We start from the raw sequence: 21783 nt of genomic DNA on the forward strand, positions 1-21783 counted from the left end.
AGCAGGCGCGTCCCTCAGCCCTCCGTCACGCCCGCCACCAGTTCGTCCGCCGCCGCGTAGGGGTCCAGGCCGCCCGCCACGATCCGGGCGGCCAGTGCCTCCAGGCGGCGGTCGCCGCGCAGGTCGCCGATGCGCTCGCGCAGCGTGGTGACCGCGATGGTCTCCACCTCGTGCGCCGCCCGCGCCGCCCGGCGCGCGGTCAGCACCCCGTGCTCCTCCATCCAGGCGCGGTGCTTCTCCAGGGCCTCGACGACCTCGTCGATCCCTTCGCCGCGCGCCGCGACCGTCTTCACGATCGGCGGCCGCCAGTCGCCGGGCCTCCGGGACTCCCCGAGGCCCAGCATGTGGTTGAGCTCGCGGACGGTGGCGTCGGCGCCGTCCCGGTCCGCCTTGTTGACCACGTACACATCACCGATCTCCAGGATTCCGGCCTTCGCGGCCTGGATCCCGTCGCCCATCCCCGGGGCGAGCAGCACCACCGAGGTGTCCGCCTGCGACGCGATCTCGACCTCCGACTGGCCCACGCCCACCGTCTCGACGAGGACGACGTCGAAACCTGCCGCGTCGAGGACCCGGACGGCCTGGGGGGCCGCCCAGGCCAGCCCGCCCAGGTGGCCGCGGGTCGCCATCGAGCGGATGTAGACGCCGGGGTCGGAGGCGTGGTCGGCCATCCGGATCCGGTCACCGAGCAGCGCGCCCCCGGAGAACGGCGACGACGGGTCGACGGCCAGCACCGCGACCCGCTTCCCGGCCCGCCGGTACGAGGCCACGAGCGCGGACGTCGATGTCGACTTGCCGACACCGGGCGAGCCGGTCAGGCCGACCACGTACGCGTTGCCCGCCAGCGGCGCCAGCGCCGCCATCACCTCGCGGAGCTGCGGGGACGCCCCCTCGACCAGCGAGATCAGCCGGGCCACGGCCCTGGGCCGGCCCTCCCTGGCCTGTTCCACCAGCGTGGGGACGTCCTGCATCGTTCAGCTCCGCTCGGTCGTTCGGCGCGTACCTGTGAACCGCGTACCTACGAGAACCACGTACCTACGAGAACCGCCTACGTACGGGAACTACTTGCCCGGCACGCGGACGATCAGTGCGTCGCCCTGGCCGCCGCCGCCGCACAGTGCCGCCGCGCCGACGCCGCCGCCGCGCCGCTTCAGCTCCAGGGCGAGGTGCAGTACCAGCCGCGCGCCCGACATGCCGATCGGGTGCCCCAGGGCGAGGGCGCCGCCGTTGACATTCACCTTTTCCGGGGACACCCCGAGGTCCTTCATTGACTGGAGCGCGACGGCGGAGAAGGCCTCGTTGATCTCGATCAGGTCGAGGTCGTCGACGCCGATCCCCTCCTTGCCCAGTGCGTGCTCGATGGCGTTCGAGGGCTGGGACTGGAGGGAGCTGTCGGGGCCCGCCACATTGCCGTGCGCGCCGATCTCGGCGAGCCACTCCAGGCCGAGCTCCTGCGCCTTGGCCTTGCTCATGACGACCACGGCGGCGGCGCCGTCCGAGATCTGCGAGGCGGAGCCCGCCGTGATCGTGCCGTCCTTGCCGAAGGCGGGACGCAGCTTGGCGAGGACCTCGACGGTGGTGTCCGCCCTGATGCCCTCGTCGGTGGAGACCAGCACCGGCCCGCCCTTGCGCTGCGGGACCTCGACGGGGGTGATCTCCGCGTCGAAGACGCCGTTCTTCTGCGCCGCCGCGGCCCGCTGGTGGGACCGGGCCGCGAACTCGTCCTGCGGGGCGCGCTCGATGCCGAGGCGCTTGTTGTGGGTCTCGGTCGACTCCCCCATCGGCACGTTGTCGAAGGAGTCGGTCAGGCCGTCGTACGCCATCGAGTCGATCATCTCGATCGCGCCGTACTTGTGGCCCTCGCGGGACTTCGGCAGCAGGTGGGGGGCGTTGGTCATGGACTCCTGGCCGCCCGCGACCACGATGTCGAACTCGCCCGCGCGGATCAGCTGGTCGGCCAGCGCGATGGCGTCCAGGCCGGACAGGCAGACCTTGTTGACGGTCAGGGCCGGCACGCTCATCGGGATGCCCGCCTTGACGGCGGCCTGCCTGGCCGGGATCTGGCCCGCGCCGGCGGTGAGCACCTGGCCCATGATCACGTACTGCACCTGGTCGCCGCCGATGCCCGCACGCTCAAGTGCCGCCTTGATCGCGAAACCGCCCAGGTCGGCACCGGAGAAGGACTTCAGGGAGCCGAGCAGCCGGCCCATGGGCGTGCGCGCGCCCGCGACAATGACTGAGCTCGTGGTGGAGGGATTCGTTCCGGGAGTTCCAGGCATGAGGCACGGCCCCTTGGGAGGTTGGTTGTGAACGAGGGTTTACCTGAAGATACTGACGCGTCACCCGCCCGTCACCGGGCATCAGGTGTGACGGCGCGCACGTTGCGTAACCGGTGCCAACCGCGCTGCACTGAAGGCATGCTGACGCGAATCGATCACATCGGGATTGCCTGCCACGACCTCGACGCGACCGTCGAGTTCTACCGGGCCACGTACGGCTTCGAGGTGCACCACTCCGAGATCAACGAGGAGCAGGGCGTCCGCGAGGCCATGATCAGGGTCAACGGGGCCTCCGACGGCGGCGCCACCTACCTCCAGCTCCTCGAACCCACCCGCGAGGACTCCGCGGTGGGCAAGTGGCTGGCGAAGAACGGCGAGGGCGTCCACCACATCGCCTTCGGCACCGCCGACGTCGACGCGGACGCCGCCGACATCCGCGGCAAGGGCGTGCGGGTCCTGTACGACGAGCCCCGGACCGGCTCGATGGGCTCCCGGATCACCTTCCTGCACCCCAAGGACTGCCACGGCGTCCTGACCGAACTCGTCACCGCCGCACCGGCCGGCCCCGAGGTCGTGGCGGAGGGCCACTGAGCGAGGACCACCGACCCCTGCCCGACCCGGCCGGTAGAGTGGGCCGTTCCGGGCCGGGGCCGGGAAGAGGGCCTGCGACTCGTGGCCCCCTGTTGATCTGACACCATTCCCCCGGGGCCCACCCGCTGAGAGGGTGGGGCCGTGCGCCCAGCAGGACGTACGGCACCACGCAGGACTACAGCGTCAAGACAGACAGTTGCGACCAGGGGACGGATGGGACCGCGCAGTGCGGGGCTACGAACGCCAGGAGAGCCCTCAGCGGGCTGAGTCCGACCATCTCTCGCGGTTCGAGGCCGAGATGGACCGGCTGAAGACCGAGCGGGAGAAGGCGGTCCAGCATGCCGAGGACCTCGGCTACCAGGTCGAGGTGTTGCGCGCCAAGCTCCACGAGGCGCGCCGCAACCTCGCGTCCCGTCCTGCCTACGACGCGGCGGACATCGGTTACCAGGCCGAGCAGTTGCTCCGCAACGCCCAGGTGCAGGCGGACCAACTCCGCACCGACGCCGAGCGCGAGCTGCGCGACGCCCGCGCCCAGACCCAGCGCATCCTCCAGGAGCACGCCGAGCACCAGGCCCGCCTCCAGGCCGAGTTGCACCAGGAGGCGGTCACCCGCCGTCAGCGGCTGGACCAGGAGCTCTCGGAGCGCCGGCAGACCGTCGAGTCGCACGTCAACGAGAACGTGGCGTGGGCCGAGCAGCTGCGCGCCCGTACCGAGGCGCAGGCCCGCCGGCTCATGGAGGAGTCCCGCGCCGAGGCCGAGCAGGCCCTCGCCGGCGCCCGCGCGGAGGCCACCCGGGTCGCCGAGGAGGCCCGCCAGCGCCTGGGCGCCGACGCACAGGCCGCCCGCGCCGAGGCCGAGGCGACGCTGCTGCGCGCCCGCAAGGACGCCGAACGGCTGCTGAACGCCGCCTCCGCGCAGGCGCAGGAGGCCACCGCCCACGCCGAGCAGCTCCGTACCACCACGACCACCGAGTCCGACCAGGCCCGCAAGCAGGCCGCCGAGCTGTCCCGCACCGCCGAGGCGCGGATGCAGGAGGCCGAGACGGCGCTGCGCGAGGCCAGGATCGAGGCCGAGAAGGTGCTCGGCGAGGCCAAGGAGGCCGCGTCGAAGCAGCTGTCGGGCGCCGAGTCCGTCAACGAGCAGCGCACCCGTACGGCCAAGTCCGAGATCGCCCGCCTCGTCGGCGAGGCGACGAAGGACGCCGAGGCGCTGAAGGCGGAGGCCCAGCAGGCGCTCGCCGACGCCCGCGCCGAGGCCGAGCGGCTGGTGAAGGAGGCGGCCGACAAGGCCCGCACCGTCGCCTCCGAGGACGCCGCGGCGCAGCTCGCCAAGGCCGCCCGCAGCGCCGAGGAGGTCCTCACCAAGGCGTCCGAGGACGCCCGGGAGACCACCCGCAAGGCGGCCGAGGAGGCCGAGCGGATCCGCCGCGAGGCGGACGCCGAGGCGGAGCGGCTGCGCGGCGACGCGGCCGAACAGGCCGACGAGCTCAAGGGCGCGGCCAAGGACGACACCAAGGAGTACCGGGCCAAGACGGTCGAGCTCCAGGAGGAGGCCCGCCGGCTGCGCGGCGAGGCCGAGCAGCTGCGGTCCGAGGCCGTCGCCGAGGGCGAGCGGATCCGCGGCGAGGCCCGCCGGGAGGCCGTCCAGCAGATCGAGGAGGCGGCCAGGACCGCCGAGGAGCTGCTGACCAAGGCGCGTACGGACGCGGAGGAGCTGCGGGCGACCGCGGGCACCGACACCGAGCAGATCCGCTCCGAGGCCACCGAGCGGGCGAACGCGCTGCGGGCGCAGGCCGAGGAGGCGCTGGAGCGCGCCCGCGCCGAGGCGGACCGGCTGCGGGCCGAGAGCGAGGAGCAGTCCCGGGCGGCGCTGGCGGAGGCCGAGGCCGCCGCCGCGGAGCTGCGCGAGGACGCCGACCGCGGCATCACCGCCCGTAAGGCGGAGGCGGCCGAGGAGCTGGACCGGCTGCGCAGCGAGGCCGAACAGCGGCTGGCGTCCTCCGAGGAGACCCTGGCGGGCGCCCGCGAGGAGGCCGAGAGGCTGCGCCGGGAGACCGGCGAGGAGTCCGAGCGGTTGCGGGCCGAGGCGGCGGAGCGCGCGCGCACGCTGCAGGCGCAGGCGGAGACGGAGGCCGAGCGGCTGCGCACCGAGGCCGCGTCCGACGCGTCGCAGTCGCGGGCCGAGGGTGAGTCCGTCGCGGTACGGCTGCGCACCGAGGCCGCCACGGAGGCCGAGCGGCTCAAGGCGGAGGCGCAGGAGAGCGCCGACCGGGTCCGCGCGGAGGCCGCCGCGGCGGCCGAGCGGGTGTCGGGCGAGGCGGCGGAGGCACTGGCCGCCGCCCAGGAGGAAGCGGTACGGCGCAGGCGCGAGGCCGGGGAGACGCTCGACAACGCCCGTGCGGAGGCCGAGCGCGAGCGCGCCCAGGCCCGCGAGCAGAGCGAGGAGCTCCTCGCGTCCGCCCGCAAGCGGGTCGAGGACGCCCAGACGGAGGCGCAGCGGCTGGTCGAGGACGCGGACCGGCGGGCGTCGGAGCTGGTGTCGGGTGCCGAGCAGACCGCGCAGCAGGTGCGCGAGGCGGTGGCCGGGCTCCAGGAGCAGGCCGAGGAGGAGATCGCCGGGCTGCGCAGCGCCGCCGAGCACGCGGCGGAGCGCACCAGGTCCGAGGCGCAGGAGGAGGCGGACCGGGTCCGCGCCGACGCCTACGCCGAGCGGGAGCGGGCCACCGAGGACGCCAACCGGGTCCGCAGCAGGGCGCAGGAGGAGACGGACGCCGCGAAGGCGCTCGCCGAGCGCACCGTGGGCGACGCGATCGCCGAGGCGGAACGGCTCAGGACGGACTCCCAGGAGCGCGCCCAGCAGCTGCGTACCGAGGCGTCGGACGCCCTCGCGGCGGCCGAGGAGGCGGCGGCGAAGTCCCGGGCGGAGGCCCGCGACGACGCCAACCGGATCCGCGGCGAGGCCGCGGCGCAGGCCGACCGGCTGGTCGGCGAGGCCCGTACCGAGGCCGAGCAGATCCAGCACGAGGCCGCGGACGTACGTGCCAAGGCCGACCGGGCGGCGGCGCAGACGCTCGCCGATGCCACCGACGAGGCGGAGCGGCTCACCGCGCAGGCCACCCACACGCTGACCACCGCGGAGCAGGACGCGGAGCGGCTGCGCGCCGAGGCGGAGCAGGTCAGGGCGGACGGGGAGGCCGAGGCCGAGCGGCTGCGCGGGGACGCGCGCACCGACGGCGAGCGGGTGCTCGACGAGGCCCGCAAGGCCGCCGACAAGCGCCGCACGGACGCGGCCGAGCAGGCCGACAAGCTCATCACGGAGGCCGCGGCCGAGGCCGACAAACTGACCACCGAGGCTCTCCAGCAGGCGGAGAACCTGGTGGTGGAGGCGACCCAGGAGGCCGAGAAGCGGGTCACCGCCGCCACCCGGAAGTCCGAGCTGCTGGTGTCGGAGGCGACCCAGCGGTCCGAACTGCTGCTCTCCGAGGCGACCGGTGAGGCCGAGCGGCTGCGCGCCGAGGCCGCCGAAACGGTGGGCTCCGCCCAGCAGGCCGCGGAGCGGATCCGCGGTGAGGCCGCCAGGCACCGGGCGGACGCCGAGAGCGCCGCCGAGCAGCTGCGCTCCGAGGCGCGCAGCGAGGCGGACCGGCTGCTCGACGAGGCCCGCGAGAGCGCAGCCAAGCGGCGCGCCGACGCCGCCGAGCAGGCCGACCAACTCGTGGCCAAGGCCCAGGAGGAGGCGCTGCGTGCCGCCACCCAGGCCGAGGAGCAGGCCGACATCATGGTCGGGGCGGCCCGCAAGGAGGCCGAGCGGCTGGTCTCGGAGTCCACGGTCGAGGGCAACTCGCTGGTGGAGAAGGCCCGTACGGACGCCGACGAGCTGCTGGTGGGTGCCCGCAGGGACGCCACTGCCATAAGGGAGCGGGCACAGGAGCTGCGGACCCGGCTGGAGGGCGAGATCGAGGAGTTGCACGAGCGTGCGCGCCGCGAGACCTCCGAGCAGCTGAAGACGGCCGGCGAGCGCGTCGACAAGCTCATGAAGGCGGCGACCGAACAGCAGGCCGAGGCGGAGGCGAAGGCCAAGTCCATGGTTTCCGAGGCGAGTTCGGAGGCCGGGAAGGTCCGGATCGCGGCGGTCAAGAAGGCCGAGCAGCTGCTCAAGGAGGCCGAGCAGAAGAAGGCCGAACTGGTCCGCGAGGCAACGAAGTTGAGGGACGACGCGAAGGCCGAGGCGGAGCGCACGGTCGCCGACGGCCGGCGCGAGCTGGACGTTCTGGTGCGCAGGCGCGAGGACATTCAGGCCGAGATCTCCCGTGTCCAGGACGTCCTTGAGGCGTTGGAATCATTCGAGGCACCGTCCGGGGGCGGCAAGCCGGCCGGCGGCCCGGGTGCGGGCGGAGTGAAGGCCGGCGCGGCGGCGGGCGGGACTCGGTCGGGCGGCAAGTCCTCCGACGGTTAGCGGGAATCACGGCGTGCACGGGGTGCGGACGTCACGGATGGATCGTCAGAACGATTCTGTGGCTGATGTTCCACTTGTGATTGAGCTGTGATTCCAGGCAGGTTTGACAGGACGTTCATCCGTGCGGGTGGCAAGCAGCTCGACGGGTTGCCACTCAAAAGGAGGGTCATTCTCCAGATCAAACCGGCATTGGCTCGATGACACGCCGCTATGGCCCCTAGGATTCCCCTATCACCTCACCGGTCTCATTCGACAGGAACCTCATGAGCGACACTTCCGCCTCCCCATACGGCTTCGAGCAGGTGCGGCGTGGTTACGACCGCGGTCAGGTGGACGACCGCATCGCCAAGCTGCTCGCCGACCGTGACAGTGCTCTCGCCCGGATCACCTCGCTGGAGAAGCGCATCGAGGAGCTCCACCTCGAAACGCAGAACGCACAGGCCCAGGTCAACGACGCCGAGCCGTCGTACGCCGGCCTCGGCGCCCGTGTCGAGAAGATCCTCCGGCTTGCCGAGGAGGAGGCGAAGGACCTGCGTGAGGAGGCCCGTCGCGCCTCCGAGCAGCACCGCGAGCTGGCCGAGTCGGCCGCCCAGCAGGTGCGCAACGACGCGGAGTCGTTCGCCGCCGAGCGCAAGGCGAAGGCGGAGGACGAGGGTGTCCGCATCGTCGAGAAGGCGAAGGGCGACTCCGCCCAGCTGCGTTCCGAGGCGCAGAAGGACGCGCAGTCGAAGCGCGAGGAGGCCGACGCCCTCTTCGAGGAGACCCGCGCCAAGGCCGCCCAGGCCGCGGCCGACTTCGAGACCAACCTGGCCAAGCGGCGCGAGCAGTCCGAGCGCGACCTGGCCTCGCGTCAGGCGAAGGCGGAGAAGCGTCTCGCGGAGATCGAGCACCGGGCGGAGCAGCTGCGCCTGGAGGCCGAGAAGCTGCGCACGGACGCGGAGCGCCGCGCCCGTCAGACGGTGGAGACCGCCCAGCGCCAGGCCGAGGACATCGTGGCCGACGCGAACGCGAAGGCCGACCGGATCCGCAGCGAGTCCGAGCGCGAGCTGGCGGCGCTCACCAACCGCCGCGACTCGATCAACGCCCAGCTCACCAACGTCCGCGAGATGCTCGCGACGCTGACCGGCGCGGCCGTGGCCGCCGCCGGGGCCCCGGCGGACGACGAGCCGATCTCCCGCGGGGTCCCGGCCCAGCAGTCCCGCTAGTCGCCGACCGTACGACTCCTTGCGTACGGCCCGTACCGCCCTTTCCGTACGGCACGAAGCCCCTCGCCACTCCCCGGTGGCGGGGGGCTTCGTCCGCATCTAGCGTGGCGGGCATGATCGAGGTATCGGGCCTGACGAAGCGGTACGGCGAGAAGACGGCGGTCGACGATCTGAACTTCCAGGTGCAGCCGGGCATCGTCACCGGATTCCTCGGCCCCAACGGGGCGGGCAAGTCCACCACGATGCGGATGATGCTCGACCTGGACCGTCCCACCGCGGGCGCCGTCCGCATCGACGGCAGGCGCTACACGGACCTCAAGGACCCGCTGAAGTACGTGGGCGCCCTGCTGGACGCCAAGGCCCTGCACGGCGGCAGGAGCGCGTACAACCACCTCCTGTGCCTGGCGCAGAGCAACGGCATCCCGGCCTCCCGGGTCGGCGAGGTGCTCGACACGGTCGGCCTGACGGCGGTCGCCAAGAAGCGCTCGAAGGGTTTCTCGCTCGGCATGGGGCAGCGGCTGGGCATCGCGGGGGCGCTGCTCGGCGACCCGGAGATCCTGATGTTCGACGAGCCGGTCAACGGGCTCGATCCCGAGGGCATCCACTGGATCCGCAACCTGATGAAGTCCCTCGCCGCACAGGGCAGGACCGTCTTCGTCTCCTCGCACCTGATGAGCGAGATGGCGCTGACCGCCGACCACCTGGTGGTCATCGGCCAGGGCAGGCTGCTCGCCGACACGTCCATGGCGGACTTCATCCGGACCAATTCACGCTCGTACGTGCGCCTGCGCAGTCCGCAGCAGGAACGGCTGCGGGACCTGTTGCACCAGGCCGGGGTGGCGGTGGTGACGGCGGGCAACGGCACCCTGGAGGTGGACGGTGTCACGTCGGACCGGCTCGGCGAGCTGGCTGCGCAGCACCAGGTGGTCCTGCACGAGCTGAGCCCGCAGCAGGCCTCGCTGGAGGAGGCGTTCATGCAGCTCACCGCGGAGTCGGTCGAGTACCACGCGCACTCGGACACGCCGGCAGGGGGAGCTTGAGATGGCCGCCGCACAGGTGCTGAAATCGGAATGGACCAAGATCAAATCCGTGCAGTCCACGGTATGGACGCTGGGACTCGCCGTGCTGTTCACGGTCGGTCTCGGATTTCTGATCAGTCTGCTCGCCAAGGACCAGTTCGCGAAGATGAACGCACGGGAACGGCTGTTCGCCGACCCGACGTTCACGAGTTTCGCGGGAACGAGTCTCGGCCAGCTCGCAATGATCGTTTTCGGGGTGCTGGTCGTCGGAAACGAATACAGCACCGGAATGATCCGCACCTCACTCGCCGCCGTACCCAGGCGCGGCACCTTCCTGGCCGCGAAGCTGGTCGTGGCCGGGCTGCTCGCCTTCGTGGTGGCGCTGGTGACGAGCTTCGTGACGTTCTTCGTCGGCCAGGCGGCGCTCGGCCCCTACAAGGCGTCCATCGGTGACCCGGGCGTCCTGCGGGCGGTGATCGGCTGCGCGCTCTACATGACGCTCATCGCGGTGTTCGCGATGGGAGTGACCATGATCCTGCGCTCGCCGATGCTCTCGCTCGGCATCCTGATGCCGATCTTCTTCCTGCTCGCCCCGATCCTGGGCGGCGTCGAGGCCACCCGCAAGATCGGCCAGTACCTCCCCGACCAGGCCGGCACCAAGATCATGCAGGTCGTCGCGCCCGAGGACAACACCGCTCCCTACGGCCCCTGGGGCGGACTCGGGATCATGGTGGTGTGGGTGGTGGTCGCCCTGGTCTGCGGCTGGCTGGTGCTGAAACGCCGGGACGCCTGACCGCCGGGTTCACCGCCCCGGCTCAGGGCCCCCGGCCCCCGCGCGCCCGATCCACCGGGACGTACAGTGGCGGCCCCGGCTGCGACCGCGCCGGGGCCGGCCCGGCAGGAAGAAGCAGCGCGTGAACGAGCGTTGGAAGGACCCCGGCGTGCTGCGGGGCGCGGTCAGTGGGGCCGAGAGCTTCACCGTGCCGGGGCTGGTGACCGAGGGCCGCCCCTTCTCGGTCGACTACGAGGTGAGCGGAGCAGGCGCTGCCGAGATCTCGTACTCCCTCGGGGACACCGACGCGGGCGAGACCGTCGTGGAGCGCCCCCGGCTGCCGTGGCGGGCGACGGTGCGCATGCAGGGCGTCGAGGCGGTGCCGATGCTGAGTGTGGTGCTGGACGAGGACGGCGGTCGCGTCGAGGGCGTCGTCCGGGTCGACGGGACGGAGGCCATCCGCTGCACGGCGGCCGGTGCCTCGGGAACCCTGATGTGTGTGGCCGAGGCCGGCGGCCTGGACTGATCCGGGCGCCTGCGGGTGGCTCGCACCGGCCGAGGCGGTGGCCGGTGCGAGCCGCTGACCGGAGGTGCTAGGACAGTCCCTTCATGACCTGCCAGCCGGTGGTGCCGACGACCGTCGGGGTGCCGAGGAGACCGGTCCTGCGGCCGGGGAAGAACTCCAGGCCCGCGGTGGTGTTCGCGGTGGTGGTCCAGAGGTCGCCGACGCCGTCGCCGTTGACGTCACCGGTGGCGGTGAACAGCGGGCGGGCGGCGGCGGTCCAGCCGGTGGCGTAGGCGGTCCTGTTGGAGCCCGCGCCCAGGGAGCTGGGGTCGGTGCCCCCGTCGGGGACGCCGTCGCCGTCCGCGTCGCCGTTGCTCTTGCCGTGGTAGAGCCAGACCTCGCCGTTGGTGGTGTTGCGGGCGACCAGGTCGGCGAAGCCGTCCCCGTCCACGTCCCCGGGCGAGCCGAGCTGCATGTTGGTCCAGCCGCCGTTGCCGATCGGGTAACCGACCTGGATATTGCCGCTGGAGTAGCCGGGGAGGAACCAGAGCTGGTCCCCGACGACGGCGACGAAGTCGGGGTTGGTCGCCCCCTCACCGGGGGTGAGGTCACCCATCGACACGATCTGCTTGATGGTGGCGGGGTCGAGGGTCAGGCCGGTCTCGGGGTCCGTGAAGAAGTAGACGAGCTCCTTGGTGTCCTCGGTGAAGCCTCCGGCACCGTCGTTGGGGTAGAGCCAGAGCTTCCCGTCCGCCTTGCGGGCGACCAGGTCCTCGTAGAGGTCCTCGGTCCAGTCGCTGCGGTGGGTGAGCAGCGCGCCCGCCCAACTGCCGTCCGTCCGCAGCGGGAGGCCGGTGTCCAGGGCGCCGGCGCCGACCCCCGAGTACAGCCGGAGGTTGCTGCTGCCGTCGACGGTGAACAGGTCCGGGTTGCCGTCGCCGTTGACGTCACCCGGCTTGTCCATGATGCCGGGGCTCTTGGCGTAGAACTTGTACGGGTAGACCGGCCCCGCGTTCTTGCCGGCGTCGAAGGTCTGCACGTACAGGGTGTGCGGTCCCGGGCTGAGCGGGGTCAGCTTTATGCTGACGTTCGCGCCGGCCGTGGCGGGCCGCACGACGGTGCTCGCGGGCGTGCGGTCCAGGGACCACCGGTACTCGACGATGTCCTTCTCACCGCCCGCGCCGAGGGTGAACTCCCCCTCGGTGCGCGCGAGTGCGCCCTCGCTGTCCTCCGGGTAGAGGCCGCCCACGGAGGCCACGGTCGGCACGGTGGAGGGGGCGGTGGGGTCGAAGCCGAAGCGGCAGCCGGGGGCGCCCGCGGTCGGGGTCCAGTCCGAGGCGAAGGCGGAGTCACCCACGTCCTCGGCCTGGGCCTTCCAGGAGAACTGGCCCCCGCTGGCGTCCTTGTACTGGTTCAGGAGCGTCTTGGGTACGACGATGCTGGCGCGGACGCCCTTGGAGTCGGACGCGATCACCGTCTTGCGGACCCGCTTGTCGAAGATGATCCCCGGGCTCACGTCGTGCTTCCCGGTCGCCCAGAGGTGGAACTGGACGTTGACGTCGCCGCCGTCCTGGTCCCACACCTGTGCGTTGAGGGTGACGTCGGTGTTGCCGACGGTCACGTAGCTGGAGCCGTTGCCGCACTCGGTGCTGTTGACCTTGGTGCTGGGGATGGTGTCCAGCGCCCAGGGGTTCTTGGGCAGACGGTTGAACTCGACGATGAGCTTGGCGTCGGGCTTGAACTTCTTCCAGCTGTAGGCGTCCTTGTTGTCCTCGGCGCTCTGCGGTGCGCGCAGGCCGAAGGTGATGTTCGTCCAGGCGGCGGCGGCGGCCTTCACCGCCGCGTCCTTGGCCGTGAAGTCGACGGCCTTGTCCGGGCAGCCGTAGCTCTCGTTGCCGTGGGCGTAGTTGCGGCTGTCCTGCCGGGTGGACCAGGACGGCTGCTTGTTCCAGGTGGTCGCCGAGCTGATGCCGCCGGTGAGGTAGAGCTCGACGGGCTTGGCCGTGCAGGACCAGGAGTGGGTCTCGGTGATCTGGAACTGCGCGTCGACCACCTTCACTCTGGCGAGGAACTTCGAGTCCACCCGGAAGAAGGAGCGGGCGGTGCCGCCGGAGGACGACTCGTAGCCGACGCGGGCCTCGCTGGTCTTGCCGCCGGACCAGCCGGCGCCGTTGTAGTAGCTGTCGTTCGGGTACGGCTTGTAGGCGATGGTCCAGGCCTGCATGGGGCCGGTCACCCGCGGGTCGATGTAGACCGGGTAGGTCGTCCTCGGCGAGTCGAGCAGTTCCTGGTCCGGCGTCAGCGTCAGCCGGTCGCTGGAGAAGTCGACGTCGACGGTGCTGCTGCGGGTGCCGGGCGTCAGGTCGGTGGGGGTGTCCCCGGCCGGCGACTGCGTACGGCGGGCGAGTCCCGCGGGCGCGCTCTCGTCCTTGCCCGAGGAGTCCCACATCCGGGCGGTCGAGGTGGAGAAGACGGTCTGGCCGGCCTGGTTCACGGCGGTGAGGCTGCCCGCGGCGGGGTCCTGCCTGAGGGTCAGCCCCTCGGTCTTGAGGCCGAAGTCGACGGTGGTGAGCTCCGGGTTGTCGGCGGCCGCCGCGGACTTGACGATCAGCGCCTGGCTGAAGCCGTCCACACCCGCGGCCACGGCCAGGTCGACACCGGGCAGCACCTCGGGATAGGTCGCGGTGGAGCCGTCGAGCACCGGGGCGGGCAACGGCCTCGGCCAGCTGAGCGACACGGAGCGGCCCTGCTCGGTGAGGGTCACCAGCGGGGCGCTGCCACCCGCGGAGAAGGTCACCTTCCCGATCGCGGCCTTCGGGGCGATCCGGCCCGCGACGGCGGCCAGGGTGGTGTCGACCGGCGTCCAGACACCTTCGCGCTTCACCCGGACCGGCACGGTGTGCTGGGTCCTGCGCAGGTTGCCGTTGGGCAGGGCGTACGTCTCGCCGGTCTCCGAGCGTTCCGCCAGGATCTCGACCGGCTCGCCGGACAGCTTGGCCTCGGCGAGGGCGCTCTCCTCCGGCTCCGCGGCGGGGGCGGGGCTCTTGGCGTGGGACACCGCCGGGGCGGGTCCGACGGGCACGAGTCCGAGCGAGCTGCCGACGACGGCGAGAGCGAGAACCGCCGGTATGGAGCGCGGAGTTGAAGCCCATCTTCGTGTGAAGGTTCTTGGCATTTTTTGCCCGTTCTTATCTCAGTTTGGGCTTCTGTGTGAAGGTCCCTTGACTTGGCTGTGAACTTTAACGCGTGTTTACTCGCTCCGATCAAGCGTTCCCCGTACTCACGAGTGGGTCAGATATGCAACAACTATTGCGACATCTACGCTATTTGGGGCACTGGCACAGATCTGTGTCCTACGTCGCCTTCATGGCGATACTCATCGCTTTCATTCCGGACGATCCGGCGGCGGCGGGCACCGGCAAGGCGCGGCTGGCGGAGCTGGAACGTGACCGTTCCGTTCCCGGCCGCGCCCTGGCCCCCTCGCGCAAGACCGTGGCGAACGACGCCGCGAAGAGCTGGTCGCCCACCGCGGCCAAGGCACTGGCCGGCGACTTCACGGTTCAGGTGACCGGTGCTCAGCAGCCGGCCAAGTCGCCGCGACTGTCCCTGACCGACCGCCCGGCCGACGGCCTGGCCACACCTCCCCAGGCCCTGGCGGACCTTCCGGTACGGCTGTCCAGCCCGTCCGCGCAGCAGGCGAGGTCGGCCCGTACGGCGGGCTCGAAGACGCCCGCCCCGGTCGGCGGCGCGGCCAGGGTCCAGATCAAGGACCGGGCCACCGCCCGCAAGGCGGGTGTGGACGGTGTGCTGTTCACGGCCGCCCCCGCCGCCACGAGCACGGCGAAGGCCGTCTCGGGCGCGGTCGAGGTCGAGCTGGACTACACGGCGGTCAAGGACACCTACGGAGGGGACTGGGGCTCGCGACTGCGCCTGGTGCAGCTGCCCGCGTGCGCGCTGAGCACCCCGGACCTGCCGCAGTGCCGTACCCGTACCGAGCTGGGCGGCTCCAACGACCCGGCCGCACACACCGTCAGCGCCACCGTCGACCTCGGCGGCCAGGCCGCACGCGGCGCCGGTGCCCCGATGGTCCTGGCCGCCGCTGCCGCCGCCTCGGGCCCCGGTGGCAGCCACGAGGCGACCTCGCTCTCGCCCACCGGGTCCTGGATGGGCGGCAGTTCGTCCGGCGGGTTCGCGTGGAGCTACCCGGTGGAGTCGCCGGAGGTGCCCGGCGGCCCGCAGCCCGAGATCGCGCTCTCCTACTCCTCGCAGGCGGTGGACGGCCGCACCGCCTCCACCAACGGCCAGTCCTCCTGGATCGCCGAGGGCTGGGACTACGAACCGGGCTTCATCGAGCGCCGGTTCAAGTCCTGCTCCGACGACAAGGCGGCCGAGGACGGCAAGACGCCGAACAACTCGGGCGAGACCGCCGACCTGTGCTGGGGCTCCGACCACGTCGTGATGTCGCTCGGCGGCAACTCCAGCGAGCTCGTCAAGGACGACGCCACCGGCAAGTGGCGCCCGGCCGACGACGACGGCACCCGTCTGGAGCGCAAGACCGGCGCGGACAACGGCGCCAACGGCGGCGAGTACTGGATCCTGACCGGCACCGACGGCGTGCAGTACCACTTCGGTCTCAACAAGCTCCCCGGCGCCACCACCCAGCGCACCAACTCCGCGCTGACCGTCCCGGTGTTCGGCAACCACCCCGGCGAGCCCTGCCACGCCACCGCCTTCGCGGACTCCGACTGCGCACAGGCCTACCGCTGGAACCTGGACTACGTCGTCGACCCGCTCGGCGACGCCATGACCCTGTGGTGGGACAAGTACACCAACTACTACGGCCAGCACATGAAGGCCGACAAGCAGATCGCCTACACCCGCTCCGCCACCCTCGCGCGGATCGACTACGGCCAGCGCGCGGACGCCCTGTTCGCCGGTCTGCCGGCGGGCCGTACCACCTTCACCACCGCCGAACGCTGCATACCCAACGACACGTTCGACTGCGCCGAGTCCAAGCGGACCACCGCGAACGCCAAGTTCTGGCCGGACACCCCCCTGGACCAGGAGTGCCTGTCCGGGGCGAAGTGCACCGACAAGTACTCCCCGACGTTCTGGTCCACCAAGCGCCTCACGAAGATCAGCACCCAGGTGCTGGCCGGTGCCGCGCTGAAGAACGTCGACTCCTGGACCCTGGAGCAGACCTTCCCCGACACGGGTGACGGAACGTCCCCCGCGCTGTGGCTGGCGTCCATCACCCGTACCGGCCTGGGTGCGGGTGGCACGGCGAGCATGCCGAAGGTCAGTTTCTCCGGCACCCAGATGGACAACCGCGTCGACGGCGTCGAGGGCCTGCCCCCGTACTCCCGGATGCGCGTGCACGCCATCGACACCGAGACCGGCGGGCGCATCGGCGTCACCTACTCGCCGCGCGAGTGCCAGGCGCTCGAACCGCGCAGGATGCCGGCCTCGCCCGAGACCAACACGATGCGCTGCTACCCGCAGTACTGGACCCCCAAGGGCGGCCTCAAGCCGATCCAGGACTGGTTCCACAAGTACGTCGCCACCGAGGTCCGCGAGGACGACCTGGTGACCGACGCACCTGACAAGGTGACCAGTTACGAGTTCATCGGCAGCCCCGCCTGGGCGTACGACGACGGCGAGTTCACCGAGCGCAAGGAGCGCACCTGGTCGCAGTACCGCGGCTACGAGCGCGTCCGCACCCGTGTCGGCGGCGACGACGTCGTCAAGCAGCTCACCGAGCACCGCTTCTTCCGCGGCATGCACGGCGACAAGCTGCCCACCGGCACCCGCACCGCGTCCGTCGTCGACAGCCAGGGCGGCAGCAGCCCCGACCTTCCTCAGTACCAGGGGCAGTTGCGCGAGCAGATCAGTTACGAGTCCGACGGCGGCCCCGTCGACTCCACCACCCTCACCAGCACCAAGTCGGTACGGACGGCGGAGCGCAAGCGCGCCGGCACCACGGCGCTTGAGGCGTGGATGGCCCGCCCGGAGACCGTCACCACCCGTGAACGGGTCAAGGGCGACACCTGGCGCACCTCGACGGAGACCACCAAGTACGACAGTGTCGGCCTCCCTTACGAGGTCGACGAGACCACACCGGGCGGCAAGCGCCTGTGCACGGTCACCTCGTACGCCCGCAACACCGCCCTGCACCTGCTGGAGTCGGAGTCACGCGAGCTCACCACCGTCGGTGCCTGTGGCACCTCGGGCGGCGAGGTCGTCGAGGACACCCGCACCCTGTACGACGGCCAGGCCTTCGGCGCGGCGCCCACCAAGGGGCTGCCCACCGAGATCCAGGAGCTGAACGCCAAGGGCGACGGCTATCTGACCATCGACAGGACCGAGTACGACATCCACGGCCGCGAGAGCGCGACGTACGACGGCGAGAACCGCAAGACCACCGTCGTCAACACCCCGGCCACCGGGGCACGTCCGCTCAAGACGGTCACCACCGACCCGCTCGGCCACACCGAGACCACCGAGTTCGACGACGTGCGCGGCATGCCGGTCAAGGAGACCGACGCCAACGGCAAGAGCGCCACGATGAGTTACGACCCGCTGGGCCGGCTCCTCAAGGTGTGGGAGATCGACCGCGACCCGGCGACCCAGACCCCCACTGCGTCCTACGACTACACCGTGCGCCGCGACGGGCCCACCGTCGTCACCAACCGCACCCTCAAGGACAACGGCGAGTACGCCGTCTCCTACGAGCTGATGGACGGCCTGCTGCGCGAACGGCAGACCCAGGACGAGGCGGTCGCAGGCGCGGGCCGGATCGTCAACGACACGTTCTACGACTCGGCCGGCCGGCCCTGGAAGACGAACGACGGCTACTTCCACGAGGCGGAGCCCGCCCCGGTCGTCCTCCAGGTCGGTGACAACGAGGTCCCCTCGCAGAACCGCACCACCTTCAACGGTCTCGGCCAGCCGACCGCGGACATCTCCTACCACCGCGGCGTCGAGAAGCTGCGGACCACCACCGAACGCGACGGCGACGTCTCCACCGCGATCCCGCCCGCGGGCGACACCGTCACGGCGACCTTCGAGGACGCCGAGGGCCGCACCGCCAAGCTGCGCGAGTACTCCAACAAGGAGCGCACCGCCTGGCGCGACACCTCCTACGAGTACGACGTCCACGACAACGTCGTGAAGATCACCGCCCCGGGCGGAGCGGTGACGACGTTCGAGTACGACGGGCGAGGCAGACAGATCTCCTCGACCGACCCCGACGGCGGCAAGACGACACTGACGTACGACAACGCGGACAACGTCGTCTCGTCGACCGACCCGCGCGGCAACACCCTGGCCACCACCTTCGACGCGGCCGGCCGTCCCACCTCACTGCGCGAGGGCAGCGTCACAGGCCCCAAGCGCATGGAGTGGACGTACGACACCCTCGGCAAGGGACTGCCCACGGCCTCCATCCGTTACGAGAACGGCCGTGAGTACCGCGACGAGGTCACCGCGTACGACAACGCCTACCGGATCAAGACCACCAAGACCGTCATCCCGGCGGAGGAAGCGGGCCTCGGCGGCACGTACACCTACGCCTACGGGTACACCCCGACCGGCAACATGGCGACGGCCGACGTCCCCGGTGTCGGCGGTATGGTCAACGAGCGGGTGACGTTCCGCTACAACTCGGACGACCTGCCGATCTCCGTCCGCGGCGATGCGTCCTACCTGAACGACGTCGAGTACTCGGCGTTCGGCGAGATCCTGCGTACCGACGCGGGCGCCGCCACCAAGAAGGTCTACGGGTCCTACCTCTACGACGAGTTCACCCGCAGGCTCACCCGGTCGACCTTCGACCGGTCGCTCAACCCGGGCCGGATCAGTGACACCCAGTACTCGTACGACGAGGCCGGCAACGTCACGAAGATCAAGGACACCCCCGGCGAGGCCGCGCCGGACAACGGCAAGACGGACACCCAGTGCTTCGTGCACAACCAGCTGCGCCAGATGACGTCGGCCTGGACGGCGACGGACGACTGCAAGGCGGCCCCGTCGAAGGCCAACGTCGGTGGCACTGACGCCTACTGGCAGCAGTACGAGTTCGACGCGGCGGGCAACCGCAGCAAGCTCGTGGAGAAGGACGCCACCGGCGACACCACCAAGGACGTCACCCGCACCTACACCTACGGCAAGCCCGGTGTGGGCGGTCCCAACGCCCTCGCCGAGATCAAGTCGGTGGGTCCGGGCGGCGAGCGGCTCAACACCTTCGCCTACGACAAGGCGGGCAACACCACCACCCGTCAGCACGAGGGCACCACGCAGACCCTCGAATGGAACGTCGAGGGCGAACTGGCCTCGGTGACCGAGCCGGTGGAGGGCGGCGGCACCAAGAAGACGTCGTACCTCTACGGGGCAGGCGGCGAGCGGCTGATCCGTACCGACTCGGACGGCAGCAAGACGCTCTACCTGGGCGAGGCGGAGCTGAAGGTCAGCGCCGACCTCTCCAAGAAGACGGCCGAGCGCTTCTACCCGCACCCGGACGGGGCGGTGACGGTCCGCGCGACCGGCGGTGTGCGCCAGCTGATGCTGGCCGACCACCACGGCTCCTCGCACACCACGGTCGACCTGGCCGGGGCGGGGATGGCGGTCACCCGGCGCAAGTTGATGCCGTTCGGCGAGCAGCGGGGGCAGCAGCCCTCGACCTGGCCCGGGGCACGTGGCTTCGTCGGCGGCACCGTGGACGAGGACACCGGACTCACCCGGCTCGGCGCCCGCGACTACGACCCGGCCACCGGCCGGTTCATCTCCGTCGACCCCCTGGTCGACTACAGCCAGCCCGCGACCATCAACCCGTACGCCTACAGCAACAACGCGCCGGTGACGTTCTCCGACCCGTCGGGGACGTTCTTCCCGATCCTGATCGGCATCGCCGCCCGCATCGCCATCCAGGCGGCGATCCGCGCGGCGGCCCGCCGTGCGGCGGCGATCGCGGCCCGCAAGGCGGCCCAGGCACTGGCCCGCCGCCTCGCGGCTGAGGCACGCAAGCGCGCCATCGAGGCCGCGAAGAAGCTCGCGGCCAAGCTCAAGCGGGAGGCGGCCAAGAAGGCGGCAGCGGCCAAGCGCGCCGCGGCCAAGCGGGCGGCGGCACAACGCGCCGCCGCCAAGCGCGCGGCGCAGCGCCGCGCGGCAGCCCAGGCACGCGCCAAGGCCCAGCGCGCGGCGGCCAAGCGAGCGGCAACGAAGCGAGCCGCGGCCCGCAAGGCAGCGGCCCGCCCGAAGCCGAAGCCGAAGCCACGCGCACAGCCCAAGCCGAAGCCGAAACCCTCCAAGGTCAAGAAGCCGGCAGCGGCAGCGGCGGTCGCGGCCGCGGCCAAGAAGGCGGCCAAGGAAGCAGCGAAGGACGCGGCGGAAGGCAGCAGCTGCGAGAGCAACAGCTTCACCGGCTCGACCCTCGTCCTGATGGCCGACGGCTCCAAGAAGCCGATCAGCCAGGTGAAGGTGGGCGAGAAGGTCCGCGCCACCGACCCGAAGACGGGGAAGACCTCTTCGCGGGTGGCCACGGCCACGATCCTTGGCAAGGGGAAGAAGAACCTCGTCACGGTAACCCTCCACGAACAGGGGAACCCCGACGGGAAATCCGCCACGGTCACCGCCACGGAGGGCCACGCGTTCTGGCTTCCGGCCATGCGGACCTGGGTGCCTGCCAAGAGTCTCCATGAGGGAGCGTGGCTCCAGACCTCTGCCGGGACCTGGGTCCAGGTCGGCGACGTACAACGGCGGACCGAAACGTCCACCGTGCACAATCTGACCGTCAACGACACCCATACGTACTACGTGCTGGTGGGTGCCGCACCTGTCCTCACCCATAACTGCGACAAGGAAATCAAGGATGTCGCTCTCGGGACCAGTGACAACGGCCTAGAGGAATTCGCAAAGAAGAATGGGTACACCCACTTCATGGGCCAGACGCGGGACGATGCTCTTTCCAGCGTTCGAGACGCGGTGAACGAGCACCCCGAGGCGCACATTCACGTTCGCCTTGACGGCTTCAAGATGACCAGCGGCAAGCGGGGCACACCGTCTCAGCTCTTCGACGATGCCGTGAGCGAGGGCCAGGGCAGTAACTGGTACACAACGCAGCGGGAGATGGCGATCCTTGAGCGCGCCCACCGCGTTGGTAACCTCGGACGGAACAGGCTCTCCTTCTACATGGGGGGACGAGACATAACGGACGAGATTTTCTCCGGTTCCCGGTATCTAGGAGGCTCCTGATGGAGACGGTCGCCGAATGGGATCGTGCCTTCCGCGTCTGGCACTACTCGGTGAGCTACCGGCAATTGCTGCTGCGCAGTCTGACCGAGGAATCGCCCAGCAGGGTCGACGTACTCTTCTCCAACGTTCGATTCCTGCACGGGGCAACGGAGTGGGAGCAGCTGGAGATCTCGGTGGATCCGGATTTTCGGGCCCCGGGCTCTCCCGCCTTCCATGACGTTCCCGGAAAGTGGTTCGTGCTGAACGGAGGCGCCGGCTACCTCCATGCCACGCACTGCCAGTGGCACGAAGATGACGGCAACGCCATGACTCCGTCCAGGTTCGGGCCGCTCAAAAGAACGGACTGACCCGCGGACGGCTTTCTCGGCGGCTGTCAGACCGTCGCCCAGGACGGACTCAGGACCCCGGCGGCCCACGGTCCGTGCTGACCACGACGCCGTGCCGACGGGGTGACGCCCCGGCGCACACAGAAGCTCCGGTTGATGTCGGTAACCGCTCGTGCGGCCCCCGTCGACCGGAGCTTCTGTCACAGTCGGCCCGCCACGACCTGTGCGTACCGCCACACCCGACCGGCGCGTTCCACCGCCGGTCGAAACACCTCCCAGCCGAACACCTGTTCTTGGCCGGAACCACGCCCCTCTGGTTAAGCTCCTAGTTCTTAACGGGGGCACACCAGGATCACCGCACGTGACCGCGCCCCGACGATCC

11 protein-coding genes are annotated in these 21783 nt (G+C 70.9%); 8 read left to right on the plus strand and 3 right to left on the minus strand.

The annotated features are described in order from the left end of the window. Positions 1-14: 14 nt before the first annotated feature. A complete protein-coding gene (meaB, locus tag ACIQM4_RS05225; protein ID WP_401586317.1) occupies positions 15-971 on the minus strand; it encodes a methylmalonyl Co-A mutase-associated GTPase MeaB in 957 nt (318 codons plus the stop codon). A 90-nt stretch (positions 972-1061) separates the two neighbouring features. Next, the gene (locus ACIQM4_RS05230) at positions 1062-2279 is read right to left on the minus strand and encodes an acetyl-CoA C-acetyltransferase (protein WP_401586319.1); all 1218 of its coding nucleotides are present in this window, start codon (positions 2277-2279) and stop codon (positions 1062-1064) included. Positions 2280-2417: 138 nt separating this feature from the next. On the opposite strand from ACIQM4_RS05230, the gene mce reads away from it, so the two are divergent. The 6 genes from mce (at position 2418) to ACIQM4_RS05260 (ending at position 10848) form a co-directional block, all read left to right on the plus strand. Next, positions 2418-2870, plus strand: a complete 453-nt coding sequence (gene mce / locus ACIQM4_RS05235; protein WP_401586322.1) for a methylmalonyl-CoA epimerase — start codon at positions 2418-2420, stop codon at positions 2868-2870. A 226-nt stretch (positions 2871-3096) separates the two neighbouring features. Beyond that, complete coding sequence (gene scy, locus ACIQM4_RS05240) at positions 3097-7326, plus strand: polarized growth protein Scy (RefSeq protein ID WP_401586325.1); 4230 nt, start codon at positions 3097-3099, stop codon at positions 7324-7326. A 263-nt stretch (positions 7327-7589) separates the two neighbouring features. Beyond that, positions 7590-8531, plus strand: a complete 942-nt coding sequence (locus tag ACIQM4_RS05245; protein WP_401586327.1) for a cellulose-binding protein — start codon at positions 7590-7592, stop codon at positions 8529-8531. Between the two features lie 113 nt (positions 8532-8644). After that, positions 8645-9571 (plus strand): ABC transporter ATP-binding protein, encoded by a 927-nt coding sequence (locus ACIQM4_RS05250; RefSeq protein WP_401586330.1) that lies wholly within the window; start codon positions 8645-8647, stop codon positions 9569-9571. Between the two features lies 1 nt (position 9572). Further along, entirely contained in the window at positions 9573-10343 is a 771-nt protein-coding gene (locus tag ACIQM4_RS05255; protein WP_401586333.1) for an ABC transporter permease, read from the plus strand. 121 nt (positions 10344-10464) lie between these two features. Beyond that, entirely contained in the window at positions 10465-10848 is a 384-nt protein-coding gene (locus tag ACIQM4_RS05260) for a hypothetical protein (RefSeq protein WP_401586335.1), read from the plus strand. A gap of 67 nt (positions 10849-10915) precedes the next feature. Here ACIQM4_RS05260 and ACIQM4_RS05265 read toward each other — a convergent pair whose 3' ends face one another. After that, positions 10916-13909: an FG-GAP repeat domain-containing protein gene (locus tag ACIQM4_RS05265; RefSeq protein WP_401586337.1), complete on the minus strand. Its 2994-nt coding sequence runs from the start codon at positions 13907-13909 to the stop codon at positions 10916-10918. A 284-nt stretch (positions 13910-14193) separates the two neighbouring features. Here ACIQM4_RS05265 and ACIQM4_RS05270 point away from each other — a divergent pair, with 284 nt between their 5' ends. Then, positions 14194-21075 carry an RHS repeat-associated core domain-containing protein gene (locus ACIQM4_RS05270; RefSeq protein WP_401586339.1) on the plus strand — a complete coding sequence of 2294 codons (6882 nt, stop codon included), beginning with the start codon at positions 14194-14196 and terminating at the stop codon, positions 21073-21075. Continuing rightward, positions 21075-21422 (plus strand): hypothetical protein, encoded by a 348-nt coding sequence (locus ACIQM4_RS05275; RefSeq protein ID WP_401586342.1) that lies wholly within the window; start codon positions 21075-21077, stop codon positions 21420-21422. The genes ACIQM4_RS05270 and ACIQM4_RS05275 overlap by 1 nt, the downstream gene beginning before the upstream one ends. The last annotated feature ends 361 nt before the right edge of the window (positions 21423-21783 follow it).

This window comes from Streptomyces sp. NPDC091272 (assembly GCF_044757485.1).
In the GTDB taxonomy this organism is placed as follows: domain Bacteria; phylum Actinomycetota; class Actinomycetes; order Streptomycetales; family Streptomycetaceae; genus Streptomyces.

Bases quoted from the DNA above. Each gene is read 5' to 3' on its own strand.
- ACIQM4_RS05270 (WP_401586339.1), top strand. From the start codon at position 14,194: ATGGCGATACTCATCGCTTTCATTCCGGACGATCCGGCGGCGGCGGGC.
- ACIQM4_RS05250 (WP_401586330.1), top strand. From the start codon at position 8,645: ATGATCGAGGTATCGGGCCTGACGAAGCGGTACGGCGAGAAGACGGCG.
- ACIQM4_RS05230 (WP_401586319.1), bottom strand. From the start codon at position 2,279: ATGCCTGGAACTCCCGGAACGAATCCCTCCACCACGAGCTCAGTCATT.
- meaB (WP_401586317.1), bottom strand. From the start codon at position 971: ATGCAGGACGTCCCCACGCTGGTGGAACAGGCCAGGGAGGGCCGGCCC.
- ACIQM4_RS05275 (WP_401586342.1), top strand. From the start codon at position 21,075: ATGGAGACGGTCGCCGAATGGGATCGTGCCTTCCGCGTCTGGCACTAC.
- ACIQM4_RS05245 (WP_401586327.1), top strand. From the start codon at position 7,590: ATGAGCGACACTTCCGCCTCCCCATACGGCTTCGAGCAGGTGCGGCGT.
- mce (WP_401586322.1), top strand. From the start codon at position 2,418: ATGCTGACGCGAATCGATCACATCGGGATTGCCTGCCACGACCTCGAC.
- ACIQM4_RS05255 (WP_401586333.1), top strand. From the start codon at position 9,573: ATGGCCGCCGCACAGGTGCTGAAATCGGAATGGACCAAGATCAAATCC.